Consider the following 22,064-nt stretch of genomic DNA (forward strand, 5'->3'; position numbering starts at 1 on the left):
TCCGTCCTCGAGCCTGGGGCGAATAGATGTCGAAGGATAAGAGCGTTCTGGTGTGCGGCGTGGGCGAGACGGCCTCGGCCGCCGCGCGGCGCATCTTTCTAGAAGGCTACGCCGTCGCGCTGTTTCGCACCACCGCGCCGCGCGTGCTGCGCCGGCGCATGACTTTTTCCGACGCATGGTACGATTCCTTCGCGCAGCTCGAGGGCGTCGAAACGCGGCGCGCGGACGTGAGCGGTGAATTTCTGCTCGGCCTCCAGACCCGCAGCTTCATCCCGCTTCTGCGTCAGCGTTGGCAGGACGTGATGGGCTTCTGGCCCTGGGACGTCATCGTCGCCGTCGAAGAAGACGCGGAGCCACGGCCGACGGCGCTGCGGGACCTCGCCGAGCTGACGATTGGGATGGGTCCGAATTTCAAGGCTGGGCTCGATTGCGACCTCGTCGTCGAGACCGAAGGGCCCGACCCCGGCGCGATCCTGCGCCCCGGGGAAAGCGCGAGGGCGCCCGACTCCGGTCGCAAAGGAGAGCCCGAGGACAGCGTCCTGGCCCTGGCGCCTCGCAACGGGCTCTTTCGCGCCAGCGTCTCGATCGGCATGACAATCGAGGCCGGCGAAGCTTTTGGATTCGTCGACGATACGCCGGCGCTGGCGCCGGCGGGAGGGCGCGTCAGGGGCTTGGCGCGAAAGGAAGCCGCGGTGGCGCAGGGTGAGCCGCTCGCCGACATCGCCTTCTCGCCGTCCACACGCGTCGCTGGCGTGAGCGAAAGAAACCAGCTGATCTCGCGTGGCGTCGCCTTCGCCATTGAGATGGAGTCGGAAGGCTGGAAGCCGTTTTCCTTCGAAAATTGGGCTTGAGCGCGCTTGCTTTTCGAAAGGAAACGCTCTCACGAGGCGCTAGCGCGTTTCCCGCTCGAACGGAATCGTTCGAGCGATAAGGAATAGCGCCAAATCAAAAGGGTGGAGCATGTCTTGACCGGAAAACCGCTTCGCACTTTTCCGTGACATGCTCTAGGAGCGAAACAAGCTCGACTGTGGGCGGCGCTCTCTTGATCACGCTGTGTTATAAGCCGCTTCGCACTTAATCGCGCGCTCAGTCGGCAGCAATCTCGTCGACGTCGAGCTTCTTCAGCGCCGTCTTTAAAATGCGTGCGACCTCGCTTTTATCTGCGGAGGCGAGATCGATTCTGACCGACACGCCATCACTCTCCTCTTCGATGATTCCCTTAGCCTCCGTCACCAGGCCGCTGACCTTGTATGTGCTGACGGGCGCCTGAACGCCTTTGACGTGGATGGGCGCCTGTTCTTCGGCGAGGACTTCGTCCTTCACCAGGGACCATGTCTCATGCGCCAGGAGGATCGAGTTGGGCTCAGCAGCCTTTTCAATGCGCGCCGCCAAATTAACCTGGTGGCCGACGATCGTGTAATCCATCCGCTGCTGGCTGCCGAAGTCGCCCACCGTGCAATAGCCGGTATTGATCCCGACCCGCAGGCGCAGGGGATATCCCAGCCCAGCGCTTCTCCATTTTCGATCGAGCCGACGCGCGGCCGCCACCATCTCCATCGCCATCAAGACGCATGCCTTTGCGTCTTCCTTGATCCCTCGGCTTTTCGGATCGCCGAAGAAAACCATGATCGCATCGCCGATATACTTATCGATCGTCGCGCCATGCTTGAGCGCGATGCCCGCCATCTCGTTGAGAAATTCGTTGAGCAGCCGGGTCAAATCCTCCGCTTCGACGCTCTCGGCGATTTCGCTGAACGAAACAACGTCCGCGAAGAGAATGGTCAGCTTCTTGCGCTGCGCCAGCGTTGGCACGACCTGGCCGTTCTGGAAAAGGGTTTCATAAACTTGTGGAGACAGATAGCTCGATAGGCGCTCCGATAGCCGCATGAGCTCGCTGTTTCTCGCCTCGAGCGCCGTCGTGCGCTGCGCGACGAGCGCGTCGAGCGTCTTTTCCCGCGTCAAGAAGTCCTGCGCTGTCGTCATAAAGACGCGCGCGAGCTGACCCAGCTCGTCATCCTTGGCCGCGACGGCCGAGAGGCGTCCATCCAGGACGCGATCCGCTTCGAGGCTTCGCGCCGCGCGTGTGATCGCTCCGATCGGAGCCATTTGACGGCGGGCGATCCAGGCCGCCAGCGCGGCGCCGGCGAGCGAGGCGATCATCGAGATCGCGAAGGCGACCATCAGCTGGACGCGTATATGATGACCGATGCGGCCGAGCGGCAACCGGATCAACGCGGCGCCGAGGCGCTCGCCATTCTCGCTGTTGATCGGCGCGATAACGCTGTCGCCGGAACCTATGGTCATGGATTTGGCGACGCCCGTGCGGATCACTTCGGCAATGGGCGCGAGCTCCCCCTCGCTCAGCTTCGCGCCCTGGCGTTCAACGTCTCGTTTTGGACCGACGATCAGTCGCGATCCCTTGTCGAAGATGAAGATTGCGTCGATGTCCCCGCCGGCGAGCAAGCCGTCCACGACGCGCTGCAATCCGATTCGCTCCTTCATGCGATCGAAGTAGCGCGCGCTGTAGCCGACCTCGACGATCCTGGGTTTGTCGACGCCGGGGACGCCAACATATTTATATCTTTCGCCGTCGACCTCGCGCTTCTGGATGCTTTGAATGACGACGGAGCTCGCGCCGGTGAGCAAGCCCCAGAATTCGTGAGCTTGTGGCTGTTCCTTGGCCGAGGGCTTGAATTGGAAATCCGGAGAGTGGCCGGTGTGGAGCTTGGAGAAGCCCTTTTCGTCCGAGACCCAGACTTCATCGAGGATCGACTTGTCGTCGATACGCGTCAATCGCTCGTTGATTTGCTCCGTCGTCAAGCCGCAGGTTTCCGCGACGGCGACGAGCTCCGAGATCGCTGTCGCGGCGACCACCATATGCTGGGCGATAATCTCCTCGACATCGACCGGCGTCTGATCGGCGACGGCGGCGGCGCGCGCGAGCAGGCGTGCGATGGTCAGGCCCTGACGCTCGATCTCCGTTAGCTGATCACGATAGAAGAACCAGGACGACGCCGCGGACGCGAGCAGCGTCGAGGTGACGGCCGCGCCGATGACGAGCGCGACGAGACGGGAGACGAAAGACAGTTTGAAGAGCATTTCGCGATGTCCGACGGGTCGCTTCGGTTCCGGCCCAAGCCCTTTAGCCTTTTTCGGGATTGGGCGCGAAGGATACCGATCTCGAGCTTAGCGGTCAGGCGCGCGAGATGGCGACCGCAACGTCGCAGGGCGGGGCAAGATAGGGCGCCGATGTGACGAGAACGTCCGCGCCGGCTTCGGCATAGTCGCGCGCGTTCCCTGCATTGACGCCGCCCGCCGCGGCGACGACGGGGCGTGGTGCGCGCCTCGCGGCATAGCGCGCGACCTCGGCGACGCCCTGCGGGGCGAATTTTTCTGTCTGGATCACGTCGAAACCGGCGTCGATCGCCGCCAATGCCTCCTCCAAGGTTTTGACCTCGATGACGAGCTTCTTTTCGGGCGCGGCGCGGCGCAGACGCCTCGTTGTTTCCGAGAGCGGCTCCGCATCGAGAAAGGCGCGGTGCTCAGGAAAGACGAGGATCGTCTCCGAAAGCCCCGCGCGATGCGCGATCACGCCGCCCGCCTTGACCGCCGCGAGCGCAAAGGCCCGCGTCCCCGGCGCCGTCTTGCGCGTGCAGGCGACGACGATCTCGGGAGAGCCCTTCTGCGCCGCCTCGACGATGGCGCGCGCGCCGCTCGCGACGCCTGACCAGATTTCGATGAGCGTCTGAGCGGTCTTCCAGGCGCGAAGCAAGGACGTAGCAGGCCCCCGCGCGGAAAGGATTGCGTCGCCCGCTCGAAGCGCGGAGCCCGAGGCGCAGGCCAGCGCCACTTCGCCGCCCGCGATCTCGATCAGGCTCGCCGCCTCCTCTACGAGCGCCGCGATCATGGGTCCACGCGCCGAGAAACGCATGGCGCCGGCGGCGGCGCCGAGCGTCAGCGTCTCGCTGGTCAGATCGCCGAAGGGCGCGTCCTCTAAGAGCAGCCGTTCGAGCTCGGCTCGGCTCACGATCATAGTTTCCCCTCCGGATCGATGGTCCTGCGTCGCGTCGCAAGAAGCGCCGGCCACATCGGCCTCTTCCCGCGCCGTCCGAGGTTTTGCGCGAGCCGCCCTGTCGTGGCAAGAAAGGCTTCCTTCGGAGACGCTCCACATGCCTCTTTACACGCTTGACGATGAAACGCCGCGCCTGCCGCCAGACGGCCGATTCTGGATCGCCCCGAACGCCATCCTCGTCGGCCGTGTGGCGCTCGCGGAGGACGCCAACGTCTGGTTCGGCTGCGTGCTGCGCGGCGACAATGAGTGGATCACCATCGGCGCCAGGACCAACATTCAGGACAACAGCGTGCTGCACACCGACCCGGGGTTTCCGCTCGATATCGGCGACGATTGCACGATCGGCCACAACGCCGTCTTGCACGGCTGCACGATCGGCGAGAACAGCCTGATCGGCATGGGCGCGACGATCTTGAACGGCGCGAAGATCGGCAAGAACTGTCTCGTCGGCGCCAATGCGCTCATCACCGAAAACAAGGTCTTTCCCGACAACAGTCTCATCGTCGGGGCGCCGGCGCAGTTGAAGCGCGAGCTCGGTCCAGAGTCTGCGGCGCAGATTCTCGAGTCGGCCAAGCATTACGTCGAGAATGCGCGCCGTTACGCCAGGGGTCTGCGAGTTTTGCCCGACTGAGACCCCCGAAGGGGCGAGCAGTTCAGTTTGCGTTCAGGCAGGCTCGTCTCTAACGTCGTTCCTTGCGACGAAACTCTGGGGAGCCCGATCATGCGGTCACGCCTCGTCCTTTTCTTGCTTGCGACGCTTCTCTTTTGCGTCGCCCAGGCAGCAGCGGCGGCCGAGCGGCGCATCGCGCTCGTGATCGGCGAGAGCGCCTATGAAGGAAAGCCGGTCGAGACCGCGGCCAATGACGCTGGGCTCATCGCGCAAACGCTGCAGACGGCGGGCTTCGACGTCAGCGGCGCGCGGGACCTCGACGAGACGGCGCTGCGCGGCTCATTGCGCGACTTTCTCGAAAAGGCGCGCGCCACAGGCCCCGACGGCGTCGCCTTCGTCTACTTCGCGGGCGCGGCGGCGCAGCTCGAAGGCGACAATTATCTTCTCCCTGTCGGCGCGCCCATCACGCGCGACGCCGATATCCCTTTGCACGGCGCGCGTCTCTCCGACTATTTGAAGCCGCTCGCCTCGATGGGACTGAAGACCGCGGTCATCGTGCTCGACGCCGCGCGCGCCCTTCCCTACCCGATCGAGGGCCAGCCCTTGGCGGGCGGATTGGCGCTCTACGAACCGGGCCCGAGCCTGCTCCTCGCCTTCAACGCCGCGCCGGGAACGATCGCTCCGCCGGAGCCGGGTCCCTACGGCGTCTACGCACATGCCTTGACCGAGATGATTCGCGCTGGCGGCCTGCCGGTCGCCCAGGTCTTCGACCAGACGCGTCTGCGCGTCATGGAAGCGACCAGAGGAGCGCAAATTCCCTGGAACTCGCAGGGCTTCGATACGCCCTTCATCTTCTTCGAGCGCACCGCGCAGGCGCCTTCGCGCGGCGTCGACGAAGCCGCGCTGCGCAGCAAGCCCATCGCGCAGTTTTCGGCTCAGGACGCCTTCGCGGCGGCGGTCGCGCGCGACACGCTGCAGTCCTATCAGGAGTTTCTCGTCGCCTATCCCGACGACCCGTTGGCGCATCGCGTGCGGGCCATTCTCGCCGCGCGGCGCGAGGCGCTGTTCTGGCGCAAGGCCCGCATTCTCAACACGCCCGCCTCCTACTGGACCTATCTGAACCGATATCCGCGCGGCGCGCACGCCTTCGACGCACGCCGACTGCTCGCGATCCTCGCAAGCCCGCCCGAGCCGCCGCCCGCCTTCGCACCGATCGATCTCGGCTATCCGCCGCCGCCGCCGCCCGAGATCGTTTTCGTCAGCCGGCCGGTCATCTTCTTCGGCGATCCCGTCTGGGGCTTCGCGCCGCCGCCGCCGCCGCCGCCCTTCTTCCTGCCGCCGCCTCCGCCCGACTTCATCGTGCTGCCGCCGCCCGTCGTCATAGGCCTCGCGCCCTACGGCCTGCCGGTGCCGCCCTTCGTCCCGGTTCCGGTCTATGTGCAGCCCCCGGCCTTCGTCACGCCGCCGCCCGACAATGTCTTCTTCGCCAATATCCACAACAGCGTGGTCGTGGACGCGAATCAGAATGTCGTGATCGCCAATCCCCAGGGTCGCGTGCTCTCGACGACGCCCATCGCAGCGGGCGCCGTCGCAGGCGCGGCGGGCGCCGTCGCGGGCGCAGCCCTCGGCGCGAGCCTGCCGAGATTCATCGCCAATAAGGCCGCAGTTCAACCCGGCGCAGCGGTCCCGCCCGGTACGGGCGCCCAACGGGCGGGCCCGGGCGCGCCGCTACAGGGTCAAGGCGCGCCAGCGCAAGCTCCGCTCGCGCCGCAGTCGGGACAGGCCCAGCCGACGCCGGGACACGGCCTGCAGGCGCCGGCCGCGGGCGCCCAGCAGCCATTCCAGGGCCCTCATGCCTTGCCCCAGCCAAGCGTCAATGTCTTGCAAGGGCAAGGGGCGGCGACGCATGGCCAAGTTCCCCAAGCGCCGGGGCGGGCTCCGCAGAACCCGGGCGGCCCCGCGCAACAGGGCCAAGCCCCGCATGAGCAAGCCCCGCATGAGCAAGGACAGGCCGTGCCCCAGGCTCAAGCTCCGGCAGCCCATACCCAGGGTCCCCAGCAGGGCGGCCGCGAACAAGGGGCGCAGACGCAAGCCGCGCCGAGTGGGACGCAGCTTCAAGACCAGGGTCACGGCCAAGCAAGCCAGGACGCGCACCGACAGAGGCCGCAGGACCAGACGCAGCCCCAGCCCAGCGCCGTCGCTCCCAAGACCGCGCCTGAGAACCTGCCGGCTTCGTCGGCCCAGGGGGTCAAAGCCCATGGCCATCAGGACCACGCCCACGGACCCCAGTCGCAGACAGGCCCCGCCGCCGCTCCAAAGTCGCAACTCGTGAATCAACCGCCCCAGGGCGCGCAGAGCCATGGCCGCCAGGATCACGGCAATGGTTCGCAAACGCAAGCGTCGCACGGCCGCGCCGCCGCGCCGCCGCCCGCGCCACCACCCGCGCCGCCGCAGAACCATGGTCACAGCGCGCCGCCAAACCCCATGCAGAGCATCCAGCGGCCGGCGGGAATGGGCCAGGGGCCGCAGTCGGCCGCGCCGAGGCCAGCGCCACATCCGCAGGCTCAGGCGCAGAAGCCCGCGGGGCCCGCGAAGCCAGATCCCCACAACCACGACCACCACGATCATCACTGAGGCAAAATTGCCGGCTCCACTGTTTCGGAGCCGGCCCAAACCCACCGTATCGCTTGCAGGCGCAACCGCCGCTCTGCTATAAGAGCCTCGCCGTTCTCTGGTCTGCCGGAGCGCGACGCTTCGCCTAAACCAGCTTTCGCTCCCGGGCCGCGCCGGCCGGTTCGCTCGCGAACCTTCGCTTTCCTCGTCAAGCTCGAGAAGCTTGACGCGAGAAGCCTCCAGGAACCGAAAGCTTTCCGCAACGCCAACCCCGCCGGCGCCCGCCCCAATGGGCTCCTCTGGAGAAAAAATGGCTTCCGAACATTCGCTCAGCGCGCCGACGCGCGACGATTTTGCTGCTTTGCTCAATGAAAGCTACGGCGGCACAGACGCTTTCGAAGGCTCCGTCATCAAGGGTCGCGTTGTCGCGATCGAAAAGGACGTGGCCGTCATCGATATCGGCTTGAAGACGGAAGGGCGCGTGCCCTTGAAGGAATTCACCGGTTTCGGCCGCGATCCGGCGCCCAAGGTCGGCGACGAGGTCGAGGTCTATCTCGAGCGCGTCGAGAACGCGCTCGGCGAAGCGGTTATCTCGCGCGACAAGGCGCGGCGCGAAGAAAGCTGGATCAAGCTCGAGAAGGCCTTCGAGGCCAACGAGAAGGTCGAAGGCGTGATCTTCAATCAGGTCAAAGGCGGCTTCACTGTCGATCTCGACTCGGCCGTCGCCTTCCTGCCGCGCTCGCAAGTCGACATCCGTCCGATCCGCGACGCGGCGCCCTTGATGAACGTCCCGCAGCCCTTCCACATCCTGAAAATGGATCGTCGCCGCGGCAACATCGTCGTCTCGCGCCGCACCGTCCTCGAGGAGAGCCGCGCCGAGCAGCGCCATGAGATCGTCGCCAACCTCGAAGAGGGGCAGGTCATCGACGGCGTCGTCAAGAACATCACGGACTACGGCGCCTTCGTCGATCTCGGCGGCATCGACGGTCTGCTGCATGTGACCGACATCGCCTGGCGGCGCGTCAACCATCCGTCCGAGGCGCTGACCATCGGGCAGACGGTGAAGGTGAAGATCGTCAAGATCAACCACGAGACGCATCGCATCTCGCTCGGCATGAAGCAGCTGCTCGAAGATCCGTGGCAGGGCATCGAGGCCAAATATCCGATCGGCGCGCGCTTCCACGGGCGCGTCACGAACATCACCGACTACGGCGCCTTCGTCGAGCTCGAGCCCGGCATCGAGGGCCTCGTGCATGTCTCGGAGATGTCCTGGACGAAGAAGAATGTGCATCCCGGCAAGATCGTCTCGACGAGCCAGGAGGTCGACGTGCAGGTGCTCGAGGTCGATCCGGTCAAGCGCCGCATCTCCTTGGGTCTCAAGCAGTGCCTGCGCAATCCCTGGGAGCTTTTCGCCGAGAAGCATCCGGTGGGTTCGGAGGTCGAGGGCGAGGTCAAGAACAAGACCGAGTTCGGCCTCTTCATCGGACTCGACGGCGACGTCGACGGCATGGTGCATCTCTCCGATCTCGACTGGAACCGTCCGGGCGAGCAGGTCATCGAGGAGTTCAAGAAGGGCGACGTCATCAAGGCGCAGGTTCTCGACGTCGACGTCGAGAAGGAGCGCATCTCGCTCGGCGTCAAGCAGCTCGCCGGCGATCCCTTCGCCGCGGCCGAGGGCGTCACAGGCGTAGACCTGAAGAAGGGCTCGGTCGTCACCTCCGAGGTGCTCGAGGTCAAGGACAGCGGCATCGAGGTGAAGATCGTGGGCACGGATCTGACGACCTTCATCAAGCGCGCCGAGCTCGCGCGCGACCGCGCCGATCAGCGCCCCGAGCGCTTCGCGGTCGGCGAGAAGGTCGACGTGCGCGTGACGCTCTTCGACCGCAAGGCCCGCCGCATCGGCGTCTCCATCAAGGCGCTCGAAATGGCCGAGGAGAAGGAAGCCATCGCGCAATATGGCTCGGCCGACTCCGGCGCCTCGCTCGGCGACATCCTCGGCGCGGCCTTGAAGGCGCGCGAAGAGGACGGCGCGAAAAAGAAGAAGGGCGAGGAGTAAGCGGACCGCCGCTTTCTCTATTGGCGAGAAATTGGGGGAGGAGGCAGTGGCCCCTCCCCTTTTTTATTGGGCGCCAGATTTAAAAAACAGATGCGCCGACCTTGCGCCTGCAGACACGCTTGCCGGATTGAGAAGCGAATCCTTGATCGCAGTTACGTGATGGCCGAGGCCAACGTTGGAGCATGGCGCATCAGATCGCGAAGCGGTTTCCGGTCAGGACACGCTCTAGATTTTTGATGTGAAGCGCGTCTTTCGCTCACGGAATCGTCCGAGCAATTATGAATCGCGTAAGGTTGGAGTGGATTCCAATCGCAAAACTCCGTCAATTTTTTTGCGGAATGCACTCCAGAGAACGTCGCCGGTCAGATGTCCGGGGCCTCGGACAAAAAAAGAGCCGCCGCCCGAAAGGCGACGGCTTGGTTCAGGAGAGCGCGATAACCGCGAATCAGGCGGCGCGCTCGACGTCTCCCTCATCGCCAGCGGCATCGCCGGCGTCGGGCTCGCTCTTGGCGCCGCGGCGCGGCCCCTTGGCGAGATAGCTCTCGATCACTTTCAGCGACTCGGAGTCGATGAGCTTGCGCACCACCGAGATCTCGCGCGACATGCGGTCGAGCGCCGCCTCGTAGAGCTGGCGCTCCGAATAGGACTGCTCCGGCTGCGTGTCCGAACGATAGAGGTCGCGCACGACCTCGGCGATCGTCACGAGATCCCCAGAGTTGATCTTCGCCTCATATTCCTGGGCGCGACGCGACCACATGGTGCGTTTGATTCGCGCGCGGCCACTCAGCGTCGTCAGCGCCTTCTCGACGGTGTCCGATTCGGAAAGCTTGCGCATGCCGACGGAAGCGACCTTGCTCGTCGGGACCTTGAGAATCATCTTGTCCTTGACGAAGCTCACGACAAACAGCTCCAGGCTGAAGCCCGCGACTTCCTGAACCTCGATGCCGACGATCTGGCCCACGCCATGCGCCGGATAGACGATGTGCTCGGAGAGCTTGAATCCGAGCTTCTGCGAGGAAGGCCGGGGCTTCGGCGTGGCTCCGGGCCTAGCGGCGGGCGCGGCGCCCCCCGGCGTCCCCGACACGGCGGAGGAGGCGGATTTTTGAACGGAGGTCGCTGCGGCGCTTGAAGATAAATTCATGCTCACTCTGGCTGGTTCGCTTCCGATAGGACGTTTTTGATCCGGCGCCGCGCGCGGCGGAGCCGGAGGAGTTGGCGTCGTCGAGGCTTTCGCCTTGCGGACTTCTGCGGCTGCGCCCGAGGACGCAGGGACTATGCCTTTCGCGCTTGGCGGAACTTTGACGCCCGCCGATTGCGGCTTGCCGGCGGAGGAGCCAGTTGCGCTCGCCGGGGTCGTCGTCTTGAGCACGGGCGCCGCCTGCTGCGTCTCGACGGGTTTCGCAATTGCGGCGTTGGCGGGGTTCTCCGTCGCGACGGAGGCGCCTTGACGCTTCGCAGCAGCGATCTTGGCCTTCGCCGCGGTCGGGTTCGAGGTCGCGGACTTTCGGCTCGCCGCGGCTTTCTTCGCTGCAGCCTTGGTCGCGGCGCTCCGCGCGGCGGCGGCTTTCTTGGCGGCGGCTTTCTTGGCGGCGGCCTTCTTAGCGGCGGCTTTGCGCGCCGCGGCCTTTTCCGCCTCGGACTTCGTCACTGCGGAGCGCGCGGCTTCAGACGCCTTCTTCCTGGCGGACGCGGTTTTCGTCTTCGCGGCAGAGGACTTGCTTTGCGCCGCGCTCGACTTAGACACATGCGCCCGCTGCGACTTCGCTGCGGAGGCCGGCCTCGTCTTGGGCTTTGCGGTTTTGGCGCGCGACTTGGCTGCAGAGGTCTTCTTGGCCTTCACGGGCGGTTTTTTCGAAGCCATGGCGCGGCGCACTCCCTCATTAATCTTGCTAAAGTTCCAGGCTTCAGGGCGGAACGAATCCCAGCCCCGCGCTCACTTAACTCCTCCAATAAGGAGGGAGCGCCGGCGCCTTCGTCCTACTGCTCCTGAATCATGCCCACGTCTTAGGAAGCTGAGCTTCCAAAGAAGGAAACGTAGGCCGACCTTCGCGCGCCGCACCTCACCGTGGCTTCGTCAAGCCAGGGGTCTTCAGGCGCGCCTCCGTCCCGAATTTGGAACGTCCGCATTTGACGTTTGCAATATATAACATATCAGCTTGCGATAATCAAAGCCCCGCGGCTCGCGCAACCGCACAAAATGGCGATTTCGCAACAATTAAATGATTGTAACGTAACGTGATGAATGGCGGTTAACCATAAGCGGCCCGCGAGCGGCTCAGTCCCCTTGACCGGGCTCAGGCGAGAAATGCGCCTCGAGCTTGCCTGGTTTCCCGTCCCATTCCTTCGCGTCGGCCGGCGCTTCCCGCTTTATGGTCACGTTCGGCCAGACTTGGGCGTATTCCAGATTGAGCGTCAACCAGGCCTCGAGCTCCGGCTCTGTGTCCGGCTTGATCGCCAAGGCGGGGCACTCCGGCTCGCAGACGCCGCAGTCGATGCATTCATCGGGGTGAATGACCAGCATGTTCGCGCCTTCGTAGAAGCAATCCACGGGGCACACCTCGACACAATCCATGTACTTACACTTTATGCAATTCTCGGTGACGACGTAGGTCATGGCGCTTTCCCATTCTCTTGGCGGGCTAGCTAGCGCCTTTGTAAAAGGGATTCAAGCCGCTTCGGTTTCCGCCTCCTCCGGACTATTCTGGGCTTCGCCATGACTGTCTCACTCGCTCTGTCTCCCGCCCCGAAAATTCTTGCGCGCGCCCTGCTGCTCGGCGAACGCATCGACACCGTCGGGCTCGAACGGGCCGATCTCGTCTCGACGGCGCCGCTCGCCTTCCACTCGGGAAGCGCGGGCTTCGTGGTGCTCTTCAAATTCGGCGTCGCGGTTCTGTTTGGCCTCTCTCCGCTGGAGGAGGACGAGGTGCTGGCGCGTGTCGGCGCGCGCGTCGAGGGCGCCACCTCCCGCCGTGACGACGAGACGCTCGCGCTGGAGCTTTCCGGCGAGGGCGAGGAGAAGCCCCACGCCAACGGCCGTTTCGCGGTGAAGGACATGAGCGAATCAGTGCTGCTCGTCGTCGCGGACGCGCTTGCAAAGAGCGTGGCGCTCGCAAGAGACGAGCGGCGAGTCAATGCAGTGTTCGACACGATCGAGCCGATTGCCGCGACGCTCGCGGAAACAGGCCGCCCGCCATGGAGGCGAGGCGAGATGCTCAAGCTCGTCGGCCAGACGCTTCTCGTGCAGCATCGCGTCTCGGGTCGTGTCGCCGTCGAGGACAAGCCCGACGTTCTTTGGGATCGTCCCGATCTCGAGCGGCTCTACGCGAGGCTCGAGGACGAATATGAGCTTGCCGAGCGGGCGCGCACGCTCAAAGCCAAGCTCGACGTCATCAGCGAGACGGCGCGCGCCTTCACCGAGATCATCGACGCCGACCGCTCGACTCGGCTCGAATGGACGATCGTCGTTTTGATCCTTGCCGAGATCCTGCTCTCGCTCATCCAATTGTGGTTGTATCCGCACGGACATTGATCTTCATGTCTCGGATCTTCATGTCTCGCGCCCCCGCAGCGCCGCGAGCGCCTCGCCTTGCGGATCGGGGCCTTCGAGCCAGGAAAAGCTCGGCAGCTGATGGCGCGCGAAAGTGAATTGCCGTTTCGCGTAATGGCGCGTGTCGAGCTTTCCGCGCGCCGCGGCCTCCTCGAGAGAGAGCCGGCCTTCCAGATGCGCGATCAGGTGCGGGACGCCATGGGCCCGCATCGCCGGCAGCGCGGGATCGAGACCGCGCGCGGCAAGGGCGCGGACCTCCTCCAGCGCGCCTTGCTCCAGCATTGCGTCGAAGCGCGCGTCGATGCGCGCATAAAGCGCCTCGCGCGACGGCGCGACAAAAAAGGCCGGACACGACTCTGCGGTGAGAATCGGCGCGGCGCGCGCCTCTTGGAAGCTCGCGAGCGGCCTGCCCGTCGCCTCGAAAACTTCGAGCGCCCGCAATAATCGTTGCGGGTCGGTCTCCCGAAGCCTCCCCGCGCTGACGGGATCGAGCGCCGCGAGCGCGCGATGCATGTCCTGCGGCGTCTTTCCCTCGAAGCGCGCGCGCACGACTTCGCGCACCTTCTCGGGGACGGGGGGAATTTCCGAGAGCCCGTATAGCGCGGCTTTGAAATACATGCCGGTGCCGCCCGTGACGACCGCGGTCTGCCGCCCGGCGGCGAGGCGAGCGAGGGCCGCCTCGAAATCCTTGAGCCAGAGACCGACCGAATAATTTCGCGCGGCGTCCACATGGCCATAGAGAAGATGCGGCGCCTCCCTCTCCTCGGCCTCGCTCGGGCGCGCGGTCAACACCCGCAAATCGCGATAGACCTGCATCGAATCGGCGTTGACGATCGCGCCGCCAAGCTCGCGCGCCAGCGCGAGCGCCAGCGCCGACTTGCCGGAGGCGGTCGGGCCGGCGAGGAAAACGACCCGCGGCGGCGCTTTATCTTGTGGCATGCGCCTATAGGCGCAGACACGGAGCGGATGTCAAAAGGCGGCCCCCAGCGCGTTTCCCGCTCGACCGGAATCGTCCGAGCGATAAGGAATCGCGCCAAGTTAGAAATTTAGAGCATTTCACGACCGGAAAACCGCTTCGCACTTTTCCGTGACATGCTCTGAGGGGCCGCCCCTGCGCTCCGCGCGAGGTCAGCGACAAAAGGCTTCCCTCGCGCCCGCCACCCAAAATTACGACGTCGTGACGATCACGAAGTCCTTGCCGGAGCGGGTATCCGGCGTAAGCGGCGTGTCCGTCAGCACCATTGTCATGCCGGGGTGCATGCGTTGTTTCAGCGCCGCCACGAATGACGGCTCGGCGCGAAGGCGCTGAAGCACATTTTCGTCTCGCGAGAGATCCCCCTCCTCGCTGTGGTGAGTGATCGCTGTCCACTGCATCCCATGTGCGTTCTCATCGGCGCCATTGAGAACGAAAACATGCGAGCCGAGCTTCTCGTCGCCCTTCAGCGCCAGACTCGAGGTCGCGACCACGACGTCGTTCTCGATCAGCTCAATCTTATGATCGGCTGAAGAGGCGACGACGCTGATGACCGGCTTATCCTCAGCCTGAGACCAATCCGACGGATGCTTCTTCCCGTCGAGTCCCGCCAGCACGTGCTGAAATTCGTCCTCGGCATAGCCGCTCAGCACCATGCCGGGATGGGTCAATTGCCAAGGGTCGGTATGAGCCCCCGCGATAATGACAGGCGTGCCCAGATGCGTCACGCCAAACAGCAGTTCCGAGAATTTCCGCGGCAGACGCACGCAACCATGCGAAGCCGGATAGCCCGGCAGATTGCCCGCATGCAGCGCCACGCCGGACCACGTCAGGCGGTTCATGTTGGGCATGGGCGCGTCGTCATAAGTGGACGAGCGATGATTCTTGTCTTTCTGCAACACGACGAAGACGCCGGTCGGAGTCGCGTGTCCGGCCTTGCCGGTCGAGCAGGTGGAGACGCCGATGCGGATGCCGTTGCGATAGACATGCACACGCTGCTGCGGAAGGGAAACGACGATGGAGACCGGTCCTGTCGGCGCGAGCTCCGGGCGCCATGTGAACTGTCCGGGCTTCAGCTGGGAGATGTCCTCGCTCTCCTCATTGCCGAAAGCGGAAGGCGTCGCGACGAACGCTCCGGCTCCGATCACGCCGCCAAGAAACATGCGCCGACTGCAATGGCTCATCGTCACCCCCAAGGTTGCTAAGAGGAGCCGGCGATATCACGGAGCCGCGCCACGGCAAAGTTGACGCGGCCGCTTGACTGGGAGGCAACGGAAGAGGGTTGGATCGCGCGAAGTCCTGAGAAATAACCGGGGCAGCCTCATTTATACGCGCCGGCCTCGCGGATTCTGCCGGGGTTCCTGGCGATTGCCAAGCCCAGCGTGGTCCCCAGCGCCCGCTCCTTATGCAGCATGCCCGCTATCCCGGCCGCGCCTCCCTTGACATGTCCCGCCAAGCCCTTTGTGCTATGCCGGCGGCAATGCTCAATCGGAGAATGGGTTTTCAGTGTCGATCCAGGTCGCGCTTCACCACGTCACGCACTACAAATACGACCGGCCCATCTCGCTCGGTCCGCAGATCGTGCGGCTGCGCCCCGCCGCGCATTGCCGCACGCGCGTCACCGGCTACTCGCTGAAGATTTCGCCCTCCGACCATTTCATCAATTGGCAGCAGGATCCGCACGGCAATTGGCTCGCGCGCCTCGTCTTCCCCAATAAGGCGGAGGAGTTTCGCATCGAGGTCGACCTCCTTGCCGAGCTCGCTGTCTTCAATCCCTTCGATTTTTTCGTCGAGCCGACGGCCGAGCATTATCCCTTCTCCTATCCGCCCGACACGCTCGAACAGCTGCCGGGATATCTCGACCCCGTCGACGTTGGCCCGCTGACGGAGACCTTTCTGGGTCACTTCCTGAAGGAACAATCGTCGGAGGCTTTGAGGACGATCCCCTTCCTCGTCGAGCTCAACGCGCAGCTCAATCGCGAGATTCGCTACCTCATTCGCATGGAGGCGGGCGTCCAGTCGCCGGAAGAAACGCTGTCGCTCAAATCCGGCTCCTGCCGCGACAGCGCCTGGCTTCTCGTGCAGCTTTTGCGGCGGCTGGGCTTCGCCGCGCGTTTCGTCTCCGGCTATCTCATTCAGCTCAAGGCGGACGTCGATCCCATCGAAGGGCCGAAGGGGACGGATCGCGACTTCACCGATCTGCACGCTTGGACGGAGGTTTATGTTCCCGGCGCGGGCTGGATCGGCCTCGATCCGACGTCCGGCCTTTTCTGCGGCGAGGGCCATCTGCCTTTGTGCGGCGCGCCGCATTATCGCGCCTGCGCGCCGATCTCGGGCGTGGTCGATCCCGCGAATGTCGAGTTCGGCTTCGAAATGCGCGTCGAGCGCATTCGGCAGGCGCCGCGTGTCACGGCGCCTTTCAGCGACGAGGCCTGGGCGCGGCTCGATCGGCTTGGGCAGACGGTGGACGCCGATCTCGTGAAGGAGGACGTGCGGCTCACCATGGGCGGCGAGCCGACTTTCATCTCCATCGACGATTTCGAGGGCGCCGAGTGGAACACGGCCGCGGTCGGTCCGACCAAGCGCGATCACGCCGACGCGCTCATTCGCCGTTTGCGCGACGTTTACGCGCCTTCTGGGCTGCTGCATTACGGCCAGGGCAAGTGGTATCCGGGCGAGAGCCTACCGCGCTGGGCTTTCGGGCTTTATTGGCGGAAGGACGGCAAGCCGATCTGGAAGGACGAGCGTCTCATCGATCGCCCGGCAGGCTCCAACGCGGCGACCGTGGCGGCGGCCGAGCGCTTCGCTGCGAAAATTGCCACGGGCCTCACGGTCGCCGCCGACTGTGTCATGCCGGCCTTCGAAGACCCAGTTCTGTGGATGGAGAAGGAGGCGCAGTTACCCTTCAACGTCGATCCGACCGATCCGAAGCTCGCCGATCCTGAAGAGCGCGCGCGCATGCGCCGCGTGTTCGAACGCGGCTTGGGCACGCCGACCGGCTTCGTTCTTCCGATCCAGCGCTGGAACGCGCAAGCGACATCCGGTTGGCGATCGGAACGCTGGAAGCTTCGCCGCGAACGCCTCTTCCTGGCGCCGGGCGACTCGCCCATCGGCCTAAGGCTGCCGCTGCCCTCCCTCCCCCACGCGGCCGAGCCTGAGCACATTCACCCGCAGGATCCGCTCGAGGAGCGGCCGGAGCTTCCGGATTTCGAAGCGACGACGTTCCGGCAAGTCCATTCCGAGCGGGCAGCTTCGGCCGGCCAGGACGTTCAGGAGCAGTCTCTCGTCGAAGGCGTGGTGCGCACCGCGCTCGCGATCGAACCGCGCGACGGCGTGCTGTGCGTGTTCATGCCGCCGGTCGCAAAGCTCGAGCATTATCTCGAGCTGGTGTCCCTCATCGAAGCGACCGCCAATGAGATGGGCCTGCCCGTGCACGTCGAGGGCTATCCGCCGCCCTCCGACCCGCGGCTCAACGTCATCAAGGTGACGCCCGACCCCGGCGTGATCGAGGTGAACATTCACCCTGCCGCCTCCTGGCGCGAGGTGGTCGAAACGACGACGACGCTCTATGAAGAGGCGCGCATGGCGCGGCTCACCACGAACAAGTTTCTGCTCGACGGCAAGCAGACGGGCTCGGGCGGCGGCAATCACGTCGTGCTGGGCGGAGAGAAGCCCGCCGACTCGCCCTTCCTGCGCCGGCCGGATCTCCTGAAGAGCGTCGTGCTCTACTGGCAGCGGCATCCCTCGCTGTCCTATCTCTTCTCCGGCATGTTCATCGGCCCGACGAGCCAGTCGCCGCGCGTCGACGAGGCGCGGCACGACTCTCTCTATGAACTGGAGATCGCGCTCGCCAACACGCCAGCGCCGGGATCGGGCGAGTTTCCGCTCTGGCTCGTCGACCGGCTCTATCGCAATCTGCTCGTCGACGTTTCCGGCAACACGCATCGCGCCGAAATCTGCATCGACAAGCTTTACTCGCCCGATGGCCCGACGGGACGGTTAGGGCTCGTCGAGTTTCGGGCCTTCGAGATGCCGCCCGACGCGCGCATGAGCCTCGCTCAGCAATTGCTGCTGCGCGCGCTCGTCGCCTGGTTCTGGCGCGAGCCGCAGGAAGGCAATTTCGTGCGCTGGGGAACCGCGCTGCACGATAAATTCATGCTGCCGCATTTCGTCTGGGAGGATTTTCTCGACGTTCTCGGCGACCTGCGCCGCGCCGGTTACAACTTCGAGCCCGAGTGGTTCGAGGCGCAGCGCGAGTTCCGCTTTCCCTTCGCAGGCGCCGTCGAGCACGGCGGCGTGCGGCTCGAGATCCGCCATGCGCTCGAGCCCTGGCACGTTCTGGGCGAGGAGAGCGGCGGCGGCGGCGCCGTGCGCTACGTCGACTCGTCGGTCGAGCGGCTGCAGGTGAAAGCGCAAGGCTTCGTGCCCGGGCGGCATGCGATTGGCTGCAACGGCCGGCGGGTGCCGATGACGAGCGCGGGCGCGCAAGGCGAAGCCGTCGCAGGCGTTCGCTTCAAGGCCTGGACGCCGGCTTCAGGCCTGCATCCGACGATCCCGGTGCACGCCCCTCTCACCTTCGATGTGATCGATACTTGGAGCCTGCGCTCGCTGGGCGGCTGCGTCTATCACGTCGCCCATCCCGGCGGACGCAGTTACGAGACCTTTCCCGTCAACGCGCAGGAGGCGGAGGCGCGGCGGCTCGCCCGCTTCCAGGAGCACGGCCATACGCCCGGACGGATCGATCTGCCGCGAGAGGAGCTGGCGGGAGAGTTCCCCTTGAGCCTGGATTTACGGAGGCGACTTGGCGGTTGAGCAGAGCGCCTGGCGCGACGACGATTCGGTCCCCGTCTCGGCGTGGCTCGCGGGTTACAGTCCCCTAGCCGGCACGCATGACGAGCTGATCGGGCCGGACGGCCGCCCGCGCGCGCATTGGCTGACCTTTTTCGACTCCCTGTCGGCGCTCGGCGAGAATGAGCTCGAGCATCGCTTCGCCGCCGCGGGCCGGCGCATTAGAGATTACGGCGTCACCTACCGCGTGCATGGGGAGGCGCGCGAGCGGCCGTGGCCGCTGAGCCGTTTGCCTCTGCTCATCACGGAAAGCGACTGGCGCGGACTGGCCGCGGGCGTGACGCAGCGCGCCACCCTGCTCGAGCGCTTTCTGCGCGACGTCTATGGCGAGGCTCGTCTCGTCGCGGAGGGCGCGCTTCCCGCCGCGGCCTTGGCCGGCTCGCCCAATTACATTCGCCCCATGCACGGCGTGGCCCCCCAGGGAGGGCGTTGGCTCGGATTTTACGCCGTCGATGTGACCCGCGGCGCCGACGGATCTTGGCGCGTGCTCGGAGATCGCGCGCAGGCCCCTTCCGGAGCAGGCTACGCGATCGAAAATCGGCTCATTCTCGCGCGTACTTTCCCGAGTCTCTATCGCGAGATGAACGTGCGCCGCGTCGGTCCGTTCTTTCGCGATTTTCGCGTCGGTCTCGCGGCGACCGCGCAGCGCTCGGCGCCGCGCATCTGCCTGATGACGCCCGGTCCCTATAGCGAGACTTATTCGGAGCAGGCCCTTCTCGCCCGTCATCTCGGTTTTCTGCTCGTCGAAGGCGCCGACCTCATCGTGAATGAGAACCGTCTGCACGTGCGCACGATCGCCGGACAAAAGCGCGTCGACGTGGTCTGGCGGCGCATCGACGCCGATTGGTGCGATCCGCTGGAGATGAACGCGGCGTCGCGCTTGGGCGTGCCGGGATTGTTCGACGCCATTCGTCAAGGAGCCGTCGCCGTCACGAACATGCCCGGCGCGGGCCTCGTCGAGTCGCGGGCCGTCTTTTCCTTTCTGCCCGCCCTCGCCCCGAAGCTTCTCGGGGAGGAATTGCGGCTGCCGCAGACCGGCGCCTGGTGGTGCGGGGATCCCCGGGCCCGCGAAGACATATTGGCGAGACTCGATGCGCTCGCCATCACCGGCGCCCATGGCGAAAAGGCGCCGGGTTTCGCGAAAGACGGCGCGACGATCGGCGCAGCGCTCGACTCGAGCGGCCGGGAACGGCTCGCGGCCGCGCTCGAGGCGCGCGGCATGGACTATGTCGGGCAGGAGATCGGGAAATTCTCGACGACGCCGAGCTTCGTCGACGGCGCGCTCGCCCCACGGCCTTTCGTGCTGCGCGTCTTCGCGGCGGCGACATCCGATGGGTGGAGCGTCATGCCCGGCGGATTCTGCCGCGTCTCCGATGACCCGAATATGCAGGCCGTCTCCATGGGAGCGGGGGCGAGCTCGGCCGACGTGTGGGTGCTCGCCGAACGCCGCGTCGAGGAAACGAGCCTGGTGGCGTCGCTACGTGACGACCGCATCATTCGCGTGCTGGGCAATCTTCCGAGCCGCGCCGCCGACAATCTCTTCTGGATGGGCCGCTATCTCGAGCGCGCCGAAGCGACGCTTCGGCTCGTGCGGGCGCTCTGTCACCGTCTTACCGACGAGTGGTCGGATCGGCGATGGGTGGTCGAGCGGCTGAAACGGATGCTCCTCGCCTGGGGCGCCGTCTCCGAGCTGTCGGAGCAGTCGGCGGCCGCAATCACCGTCGCCGCGACGAGCGATCCGAGCGCTTACGGCTCGGCGCTCTCCATCGCGGGGCAGATCAGAGCGGCGGCCTCGATCGTCCGCGATAGAATCTCTCCCGAGGTCTGGCAGCTCGTCGCCAGGCTCGAAATGCGGCTGGAGCGAGCGGCGAAGCTCACGGACTCCGAGCCCGAGATGCTGGAGAACGTGCAGCTCGCCTTATACGCGCTCGCGGCGCTCTCCGGTTACATGAGCGAGAATTTCAATCGCGTCGCCGGCTGGGATTTTCTCGATCTCGGCAAACGCATCGAGCGGGCGATCGTCACCTGTCGCTTCGCGCGCCAGTTCGCCGACGCGGAGGCGAACGACGATAGCCTCGACGCCCTGCTCGAATTGATCGATTCGCAGATCACCTACCGTTCGCGCTATCTCGGCGAAGTCTCGCGCGTGAGAACCCTGGACATGGTCATGCTCGATCCTTTCAACCCGCGCTCCGTGGGCTTCCAGCTCGCGCAGATCGACGCCCATCTCGCAGCGCTGCCGACCTTGCACAGCGACGGCATGCCGGAAGCGCCGCGTCGACTGGCCTTGAAGCTGCGTGCGGAAATCGAGGTCGAAGACGCCCGGCGCGTCGACGCGCAGCGCGTGCTGGAGTTCGAGCAAAGCATCATGCTGCTCGCGGACGCGCTGGCGGATCGCTATTTCGTTCAGGCGACGGCGGACGCGCCGAAAGACGAGCCTTCGGGGCTCGCGTGATCTACGACATCACCCATACGTCGACCTATGTCCACGCGGCGCCCGTCGCCTCCACGCGCGGCGTCATCCGGCTGCTCCCGCGCAACGACGATCGCGGGCAAAAGGTCGACTTCAGCGCGATCGAGACGACTCCGACGCCTCATACCGTGCGAGAGCGGCGCGATTTCTTCGGCAATCGCGTCGTCGAGGCGCAAGTCAACACGCCGCATACGAAGCTGCGCATCGTCCTGCGCGCGCGAGTCGAGGTCGATCGCCCAATCGCTCCCGCAGCAGCGTTGACGCCGGAGTGGCGGGAGGCGCGACGCCTGGCGCAGGCCTGTAATTCGCTTGCGGCCGCGTCGCCCGTGCATGCGCTCTTTCCGAGCCGCCTCGCGCCGCTCGACGAAACGGCCACGCGCTATGCCTCCGAAAGCTTCCCTTGCGGCAGGACGGTTCTTGAAGGCGCGCAGGACCTCATGCGCCGCATTCATGCGGATTTCGTTTATGACGCGCGCGCCACCAAGATCGGCACGCCGATCGCGCAGGTCTTCGCCAAGCGTCGCGGCGTTTGTCAGGACTTCGCCCATTTGATGATCTCGGGGCTGCGCGGGCTGGGCCTGCCCGCGGCCTATGTCAGCGGCTACATCCGGACGCTTCCCGTCGGGGGCCTGCCGTCCCTCGAAGGCGCCGACGCCTCGCACGCCTGGGTTTCCGTTTGGTGCGGTCCCGCTTTCGGCTGGATCGGACTCGACCCGACCAATTGCACGGCGGTCGGCGACGATCACGTCGTCGTCGCCATCGGCCGCGACTATTCCGACGTCTCGCCCATCGACGGCGTCGTGACCGGATCGGGCGAGCAGGAGCTCGAGGTCAGGGTCGCGATGATTCCCGTGGGCGAGCGCAGGTGAAGC

The 22,064-nt window shown here is 65.4% G+C and carries 14 protein-coding genes; 8 read left to right on the forward strand and 6 right to left on the reverse strand.

Features of this window, described 5'->3' with window-relative positions; genetic code table 11:
- The first annotated feature begins 26 nt into the window (after positions 1 to 26).
- Complete coding sequence (locus QMG80_RS16020; protein ID WP_085770096.1) at positions 27 to 851, forward strand: hypothetical protein; 825 nt, start codon at positions 27 to 29, stop codon at positions 849 to 851.
- A 235-nt stretch (positions 852 to 1,086) separates the two neighbouring features.
- Here the strand turns inward: QMG80_RS16020 and QMG80_RS16025 are convergent, their stop codons facing one another.
- A complete protein-coding gene (locus tag QMG80_RS16025) occupies positions 1,087 to 3,099 on the reverse strand; it encodes an adenylate/guanylate cyclase domain-containing protein (protein ID WP_085770097.1) in 2,013 nt (670 codons plus the stop codon).
- A gap of 94 nt (positions 3,100 to 3,193) precedes the next feature.
- Positions 3,194 to 4,033 carry a ModD protein gene (modD, locus tag QMG80_RS16030; RefSeq protein WP_085770098.1) on the reverse strand — a complete coding sequence of 280 codons (840 nt, stop codon included), beginning with the start codon at positions 4,031 to 4,033 and terminating at the stop codon, positions 3,194 to 3,196.
- Positions 4,034 to 4,169: 136 nt separating this feature from the next.
- Between modD and QMG80_RS16035 the strand changes: the two genes are divergently transcribed.
- The 3 genes from QMG80_RS16035 (at position 4,170) to rpsA (ending at position 9,351) form a co-directional block, all read left to right on the forward strand.
- The gene (locus QMG80_RS16035) at positions 4,170 to 4,703 is read left to right on the forward strand and encodes a gamma carbonic anhydrase family protein (protein ID WP_085770099.1); all 534 of its coding nucleotides are present in this window, start codon (positions 4,170 to 4,172) and stop codon (positions 4,701 to 4,703) included.
- Between the two features lie 90 nt (positions 4,704 to 4,793).
- Positions 4,794 to 7,316, forward strand: coding sequence for a caspase family protein (locus tag QMG80_RS16040; protein ID WP_102938042.1), 2,523 nt, complete (start codon positions 4,794 to 4,796; stop codon positions 7,314 to 7,316).
- A 289-nt stretch (positions 7,317 to 7,605) separates the two neighbouring features.
- Entirely contained in the window at positions 7,606 to 9,351 is a 1,746-nt protein-coding gene (gene rpsA / locus QMG80_RS16045; protein WP_085770100.1) for a 30S ribosomal protein S1, read from the forward strand.
- Positions 9,352 to 9,796: 445 nt separating this feature from the next.
- On the opposite strand, the gene QMG80_RS16050 is transcribed toward rpsA, so the two are convergent.
- Positions 9,797 to 11,212: a CarD family transcriptional regulator gene (locus QMG80_RS16050; protein ID WP_342586560.1), complete on the reverse strand. Its 1,416-nt coding sequence runs from the start codon at positions 11,210 to 11,212 to the stop codon at positions 9,797 to 9,799.
- Between the two features lie 414 nt (positions 11,213 to 11,626).
- Positions 11,627 to 11,965 carry a ferredoxin FdxA gene (gene fdxA, locus QMG80_RS16055; RefSeq protein ID WP_085770101.1) on the reverse strand — a complete coding sequence of 113 codons (339 nt, stop codon included), beginning with the start codon at positions 11,963 to 11,965 and terminating at the stop codon, positions 11,627 to 11,629.
- A gap of 99 nt (positions 11,966 to 12,064) precedes the next feature.
- On the opposite strand from fdxA, the gene QMG80_RS16060 reads away from it, so the two are divergent.
- Entirely contained in the window at positions 12,065 to 12,880 is an 816-nt protein-coding gene (locus QMG80_RS16060) for an RMD1 family protein (protein WP_085770102.1), read from the forward strand.
- 18 nt (positions 12,881 to 12,898) lie between these two features.
- Here the strand turns inward: QMG80_RS16060 and miaA are convergent, their stop codons facing one another.
- Positions 12,899 to 13,837 (reverse strand): tRNA (adenosine(37)-N6)-dimethylallyltransferase MiaA, encoded by a 939-nt coding sequence (miaA, locus tag QMG80_RS16065; protein ID WP_085770103.1) that lies wholly within the window; start codon positions 13,835 to 13,837, stop codon positions 12,899 to 12,901.
- A 228-nt stretch (positions 13,838 to 14,065) separates the two neighbouring features.
- Positions 14,066 to 15,061 (reverse strand): L,D-transpeptidase, encoded by a 996-nt coding sequence (locus QMG80_RS16070; RefSeq protein ID WP_085770104.1) that lies wholly within the window; start codon positions 15,059 to 15,061, stop codon positions 14,066 to 14,068.
- Positions 15,062 to 15,377: 316 nt separating this feature from the next.
- On the opposite strand from QMG80_RS16070, the gene QMG80_RS16075 reads away from it, so the two are divergent.
- Genes QMG80_RS16075 through QMG80_RS16085 form a run of 3 tightly spaced genes read left to right on the forward strand, consistent with a single transcriptional unit; the run spans position 15,378 to position 22,061 of the window.
- The gene (locus tag QMG80_RS16075; RefSeq protein WP_085770105.1) at positions 15,378 to 18,683 is read left to right on the forward strand and encodes a transglutaminase family protein; all 3,306 of its coding nucleotides are present in this window, start codon (positions 15,378 to 15,380) and stop codon (positions 18,681 to 18,683) included.
- A complete protein-coding gene (locus QMG80_RS16080; protein WP_085770106.1) occupies positions 18,673 to 21,174 on the forward strand; it encodes a circularly permuted type 2 ATP-grasp protein in 2,502 nt (833 codons plus the stop codon). Before QMG80_RS16075 ends, QMG80_RS16080 begins: the two co-directional genes overlap by 11 nt.
- The gene (locus QMG80_RS16085; RefSeq protein WP_085770107.1) at positions 21,171 to 22,061 is read left to right on the forward strand and encodes a transglutaminase family protein; all 891 of its coding nucleotides are present in this window, start codon (positions 21,171 to 21,173) and stop codon (positions 22,059 to 22,061) included. The genes QMG80_RS16080 and QMG80_RS16085 overlap by 4 nt, the downstream gene beginning before the upstream one ends.
- The last annotated feature ends 3 nt before the right edge of the window (positions 22,062 to 22,064 follow it).

The organism is Methylocystis bryophila, from assembly GCF_027925445.1.
GTDB lineage: Bacteria > Pseudomonadota > Alphaproteobacteria > Rhizobiales > Beijerinckiaceae > Methylocystis > Methylocystis bryophila.

Bases quoted from the DNA above. Each gene is read 5' to 3' on its own strand.
- QMG80_RS16020 (WP_085770096.1), top strand. From the start codon at position 27: ATGTCGAAGGATAAGAGCGTTCTGGTGTGCGGCGTGGGCGAGACGGCC.
- QMG80_RS16025 (WP_085770097.1), bottom strand. From the start codon at position 3,099: ATGCTCTTCAAACTGTCTTTCGTCTCCCGTCTCGTCGCGCTCGTCATC.
- modD (WP_085770098.1), bottom strand. From the start codon at position 4,033: ATGATCGTGAGCCGAGCCGAGCTCGAACGGCTGCTCTTAGAGGACGCG.
- QMG80_RS16035 (WP_085770099.1), top strand. From the start codon at position 4,170: ATGCCTCTTTACACGCTTGACGATGAAACGCCGCGCCTGCCGCCAGAC.
- QMG80_RS16040 (WP_102938042.1), top strand. From the start codon at position 4,794: ATGCGGTCACGCCTCGTCCTTTTCTTGCTTGCGACGCTTCTCTTTTGC.
- rpsA (WP_085770100.1), top strand. From the start codon at position 7,606: ATGGCTTCCGAACATTCGCTCAGCGCGCCGACGCGCGACGATTTTGCT.
- QMG80_RS16050 (WP_342586560.1), bottom strand. From the start codon at position 11,212: ATGGCTTCGAAAAAACCGCCCGTGAAGGCCAAGAAGACCTCTGCAGCC.
- fdxA (WP_085770101.1), bottom strand. From the start codon at position 11,965: ATGACCTACGTCGTCACCGAGAATTGCATAAAGTGTAAGTACATGGAT.
- QMG80_RS16060 (WP_085770102.1), top strand. From the start codon at position 12,065: ATGACTGTCTCACTCGCTCTGTCTCCCGCCCCGAAAATTCTTGCGCGC.
- miaA (WP_085770103.1), bottom strand. From the start codon at position 13,837: ATGCCACAAGATAAAGCGCCGCCGCGGGTCGTTTTCCTCGCCGGCCCG.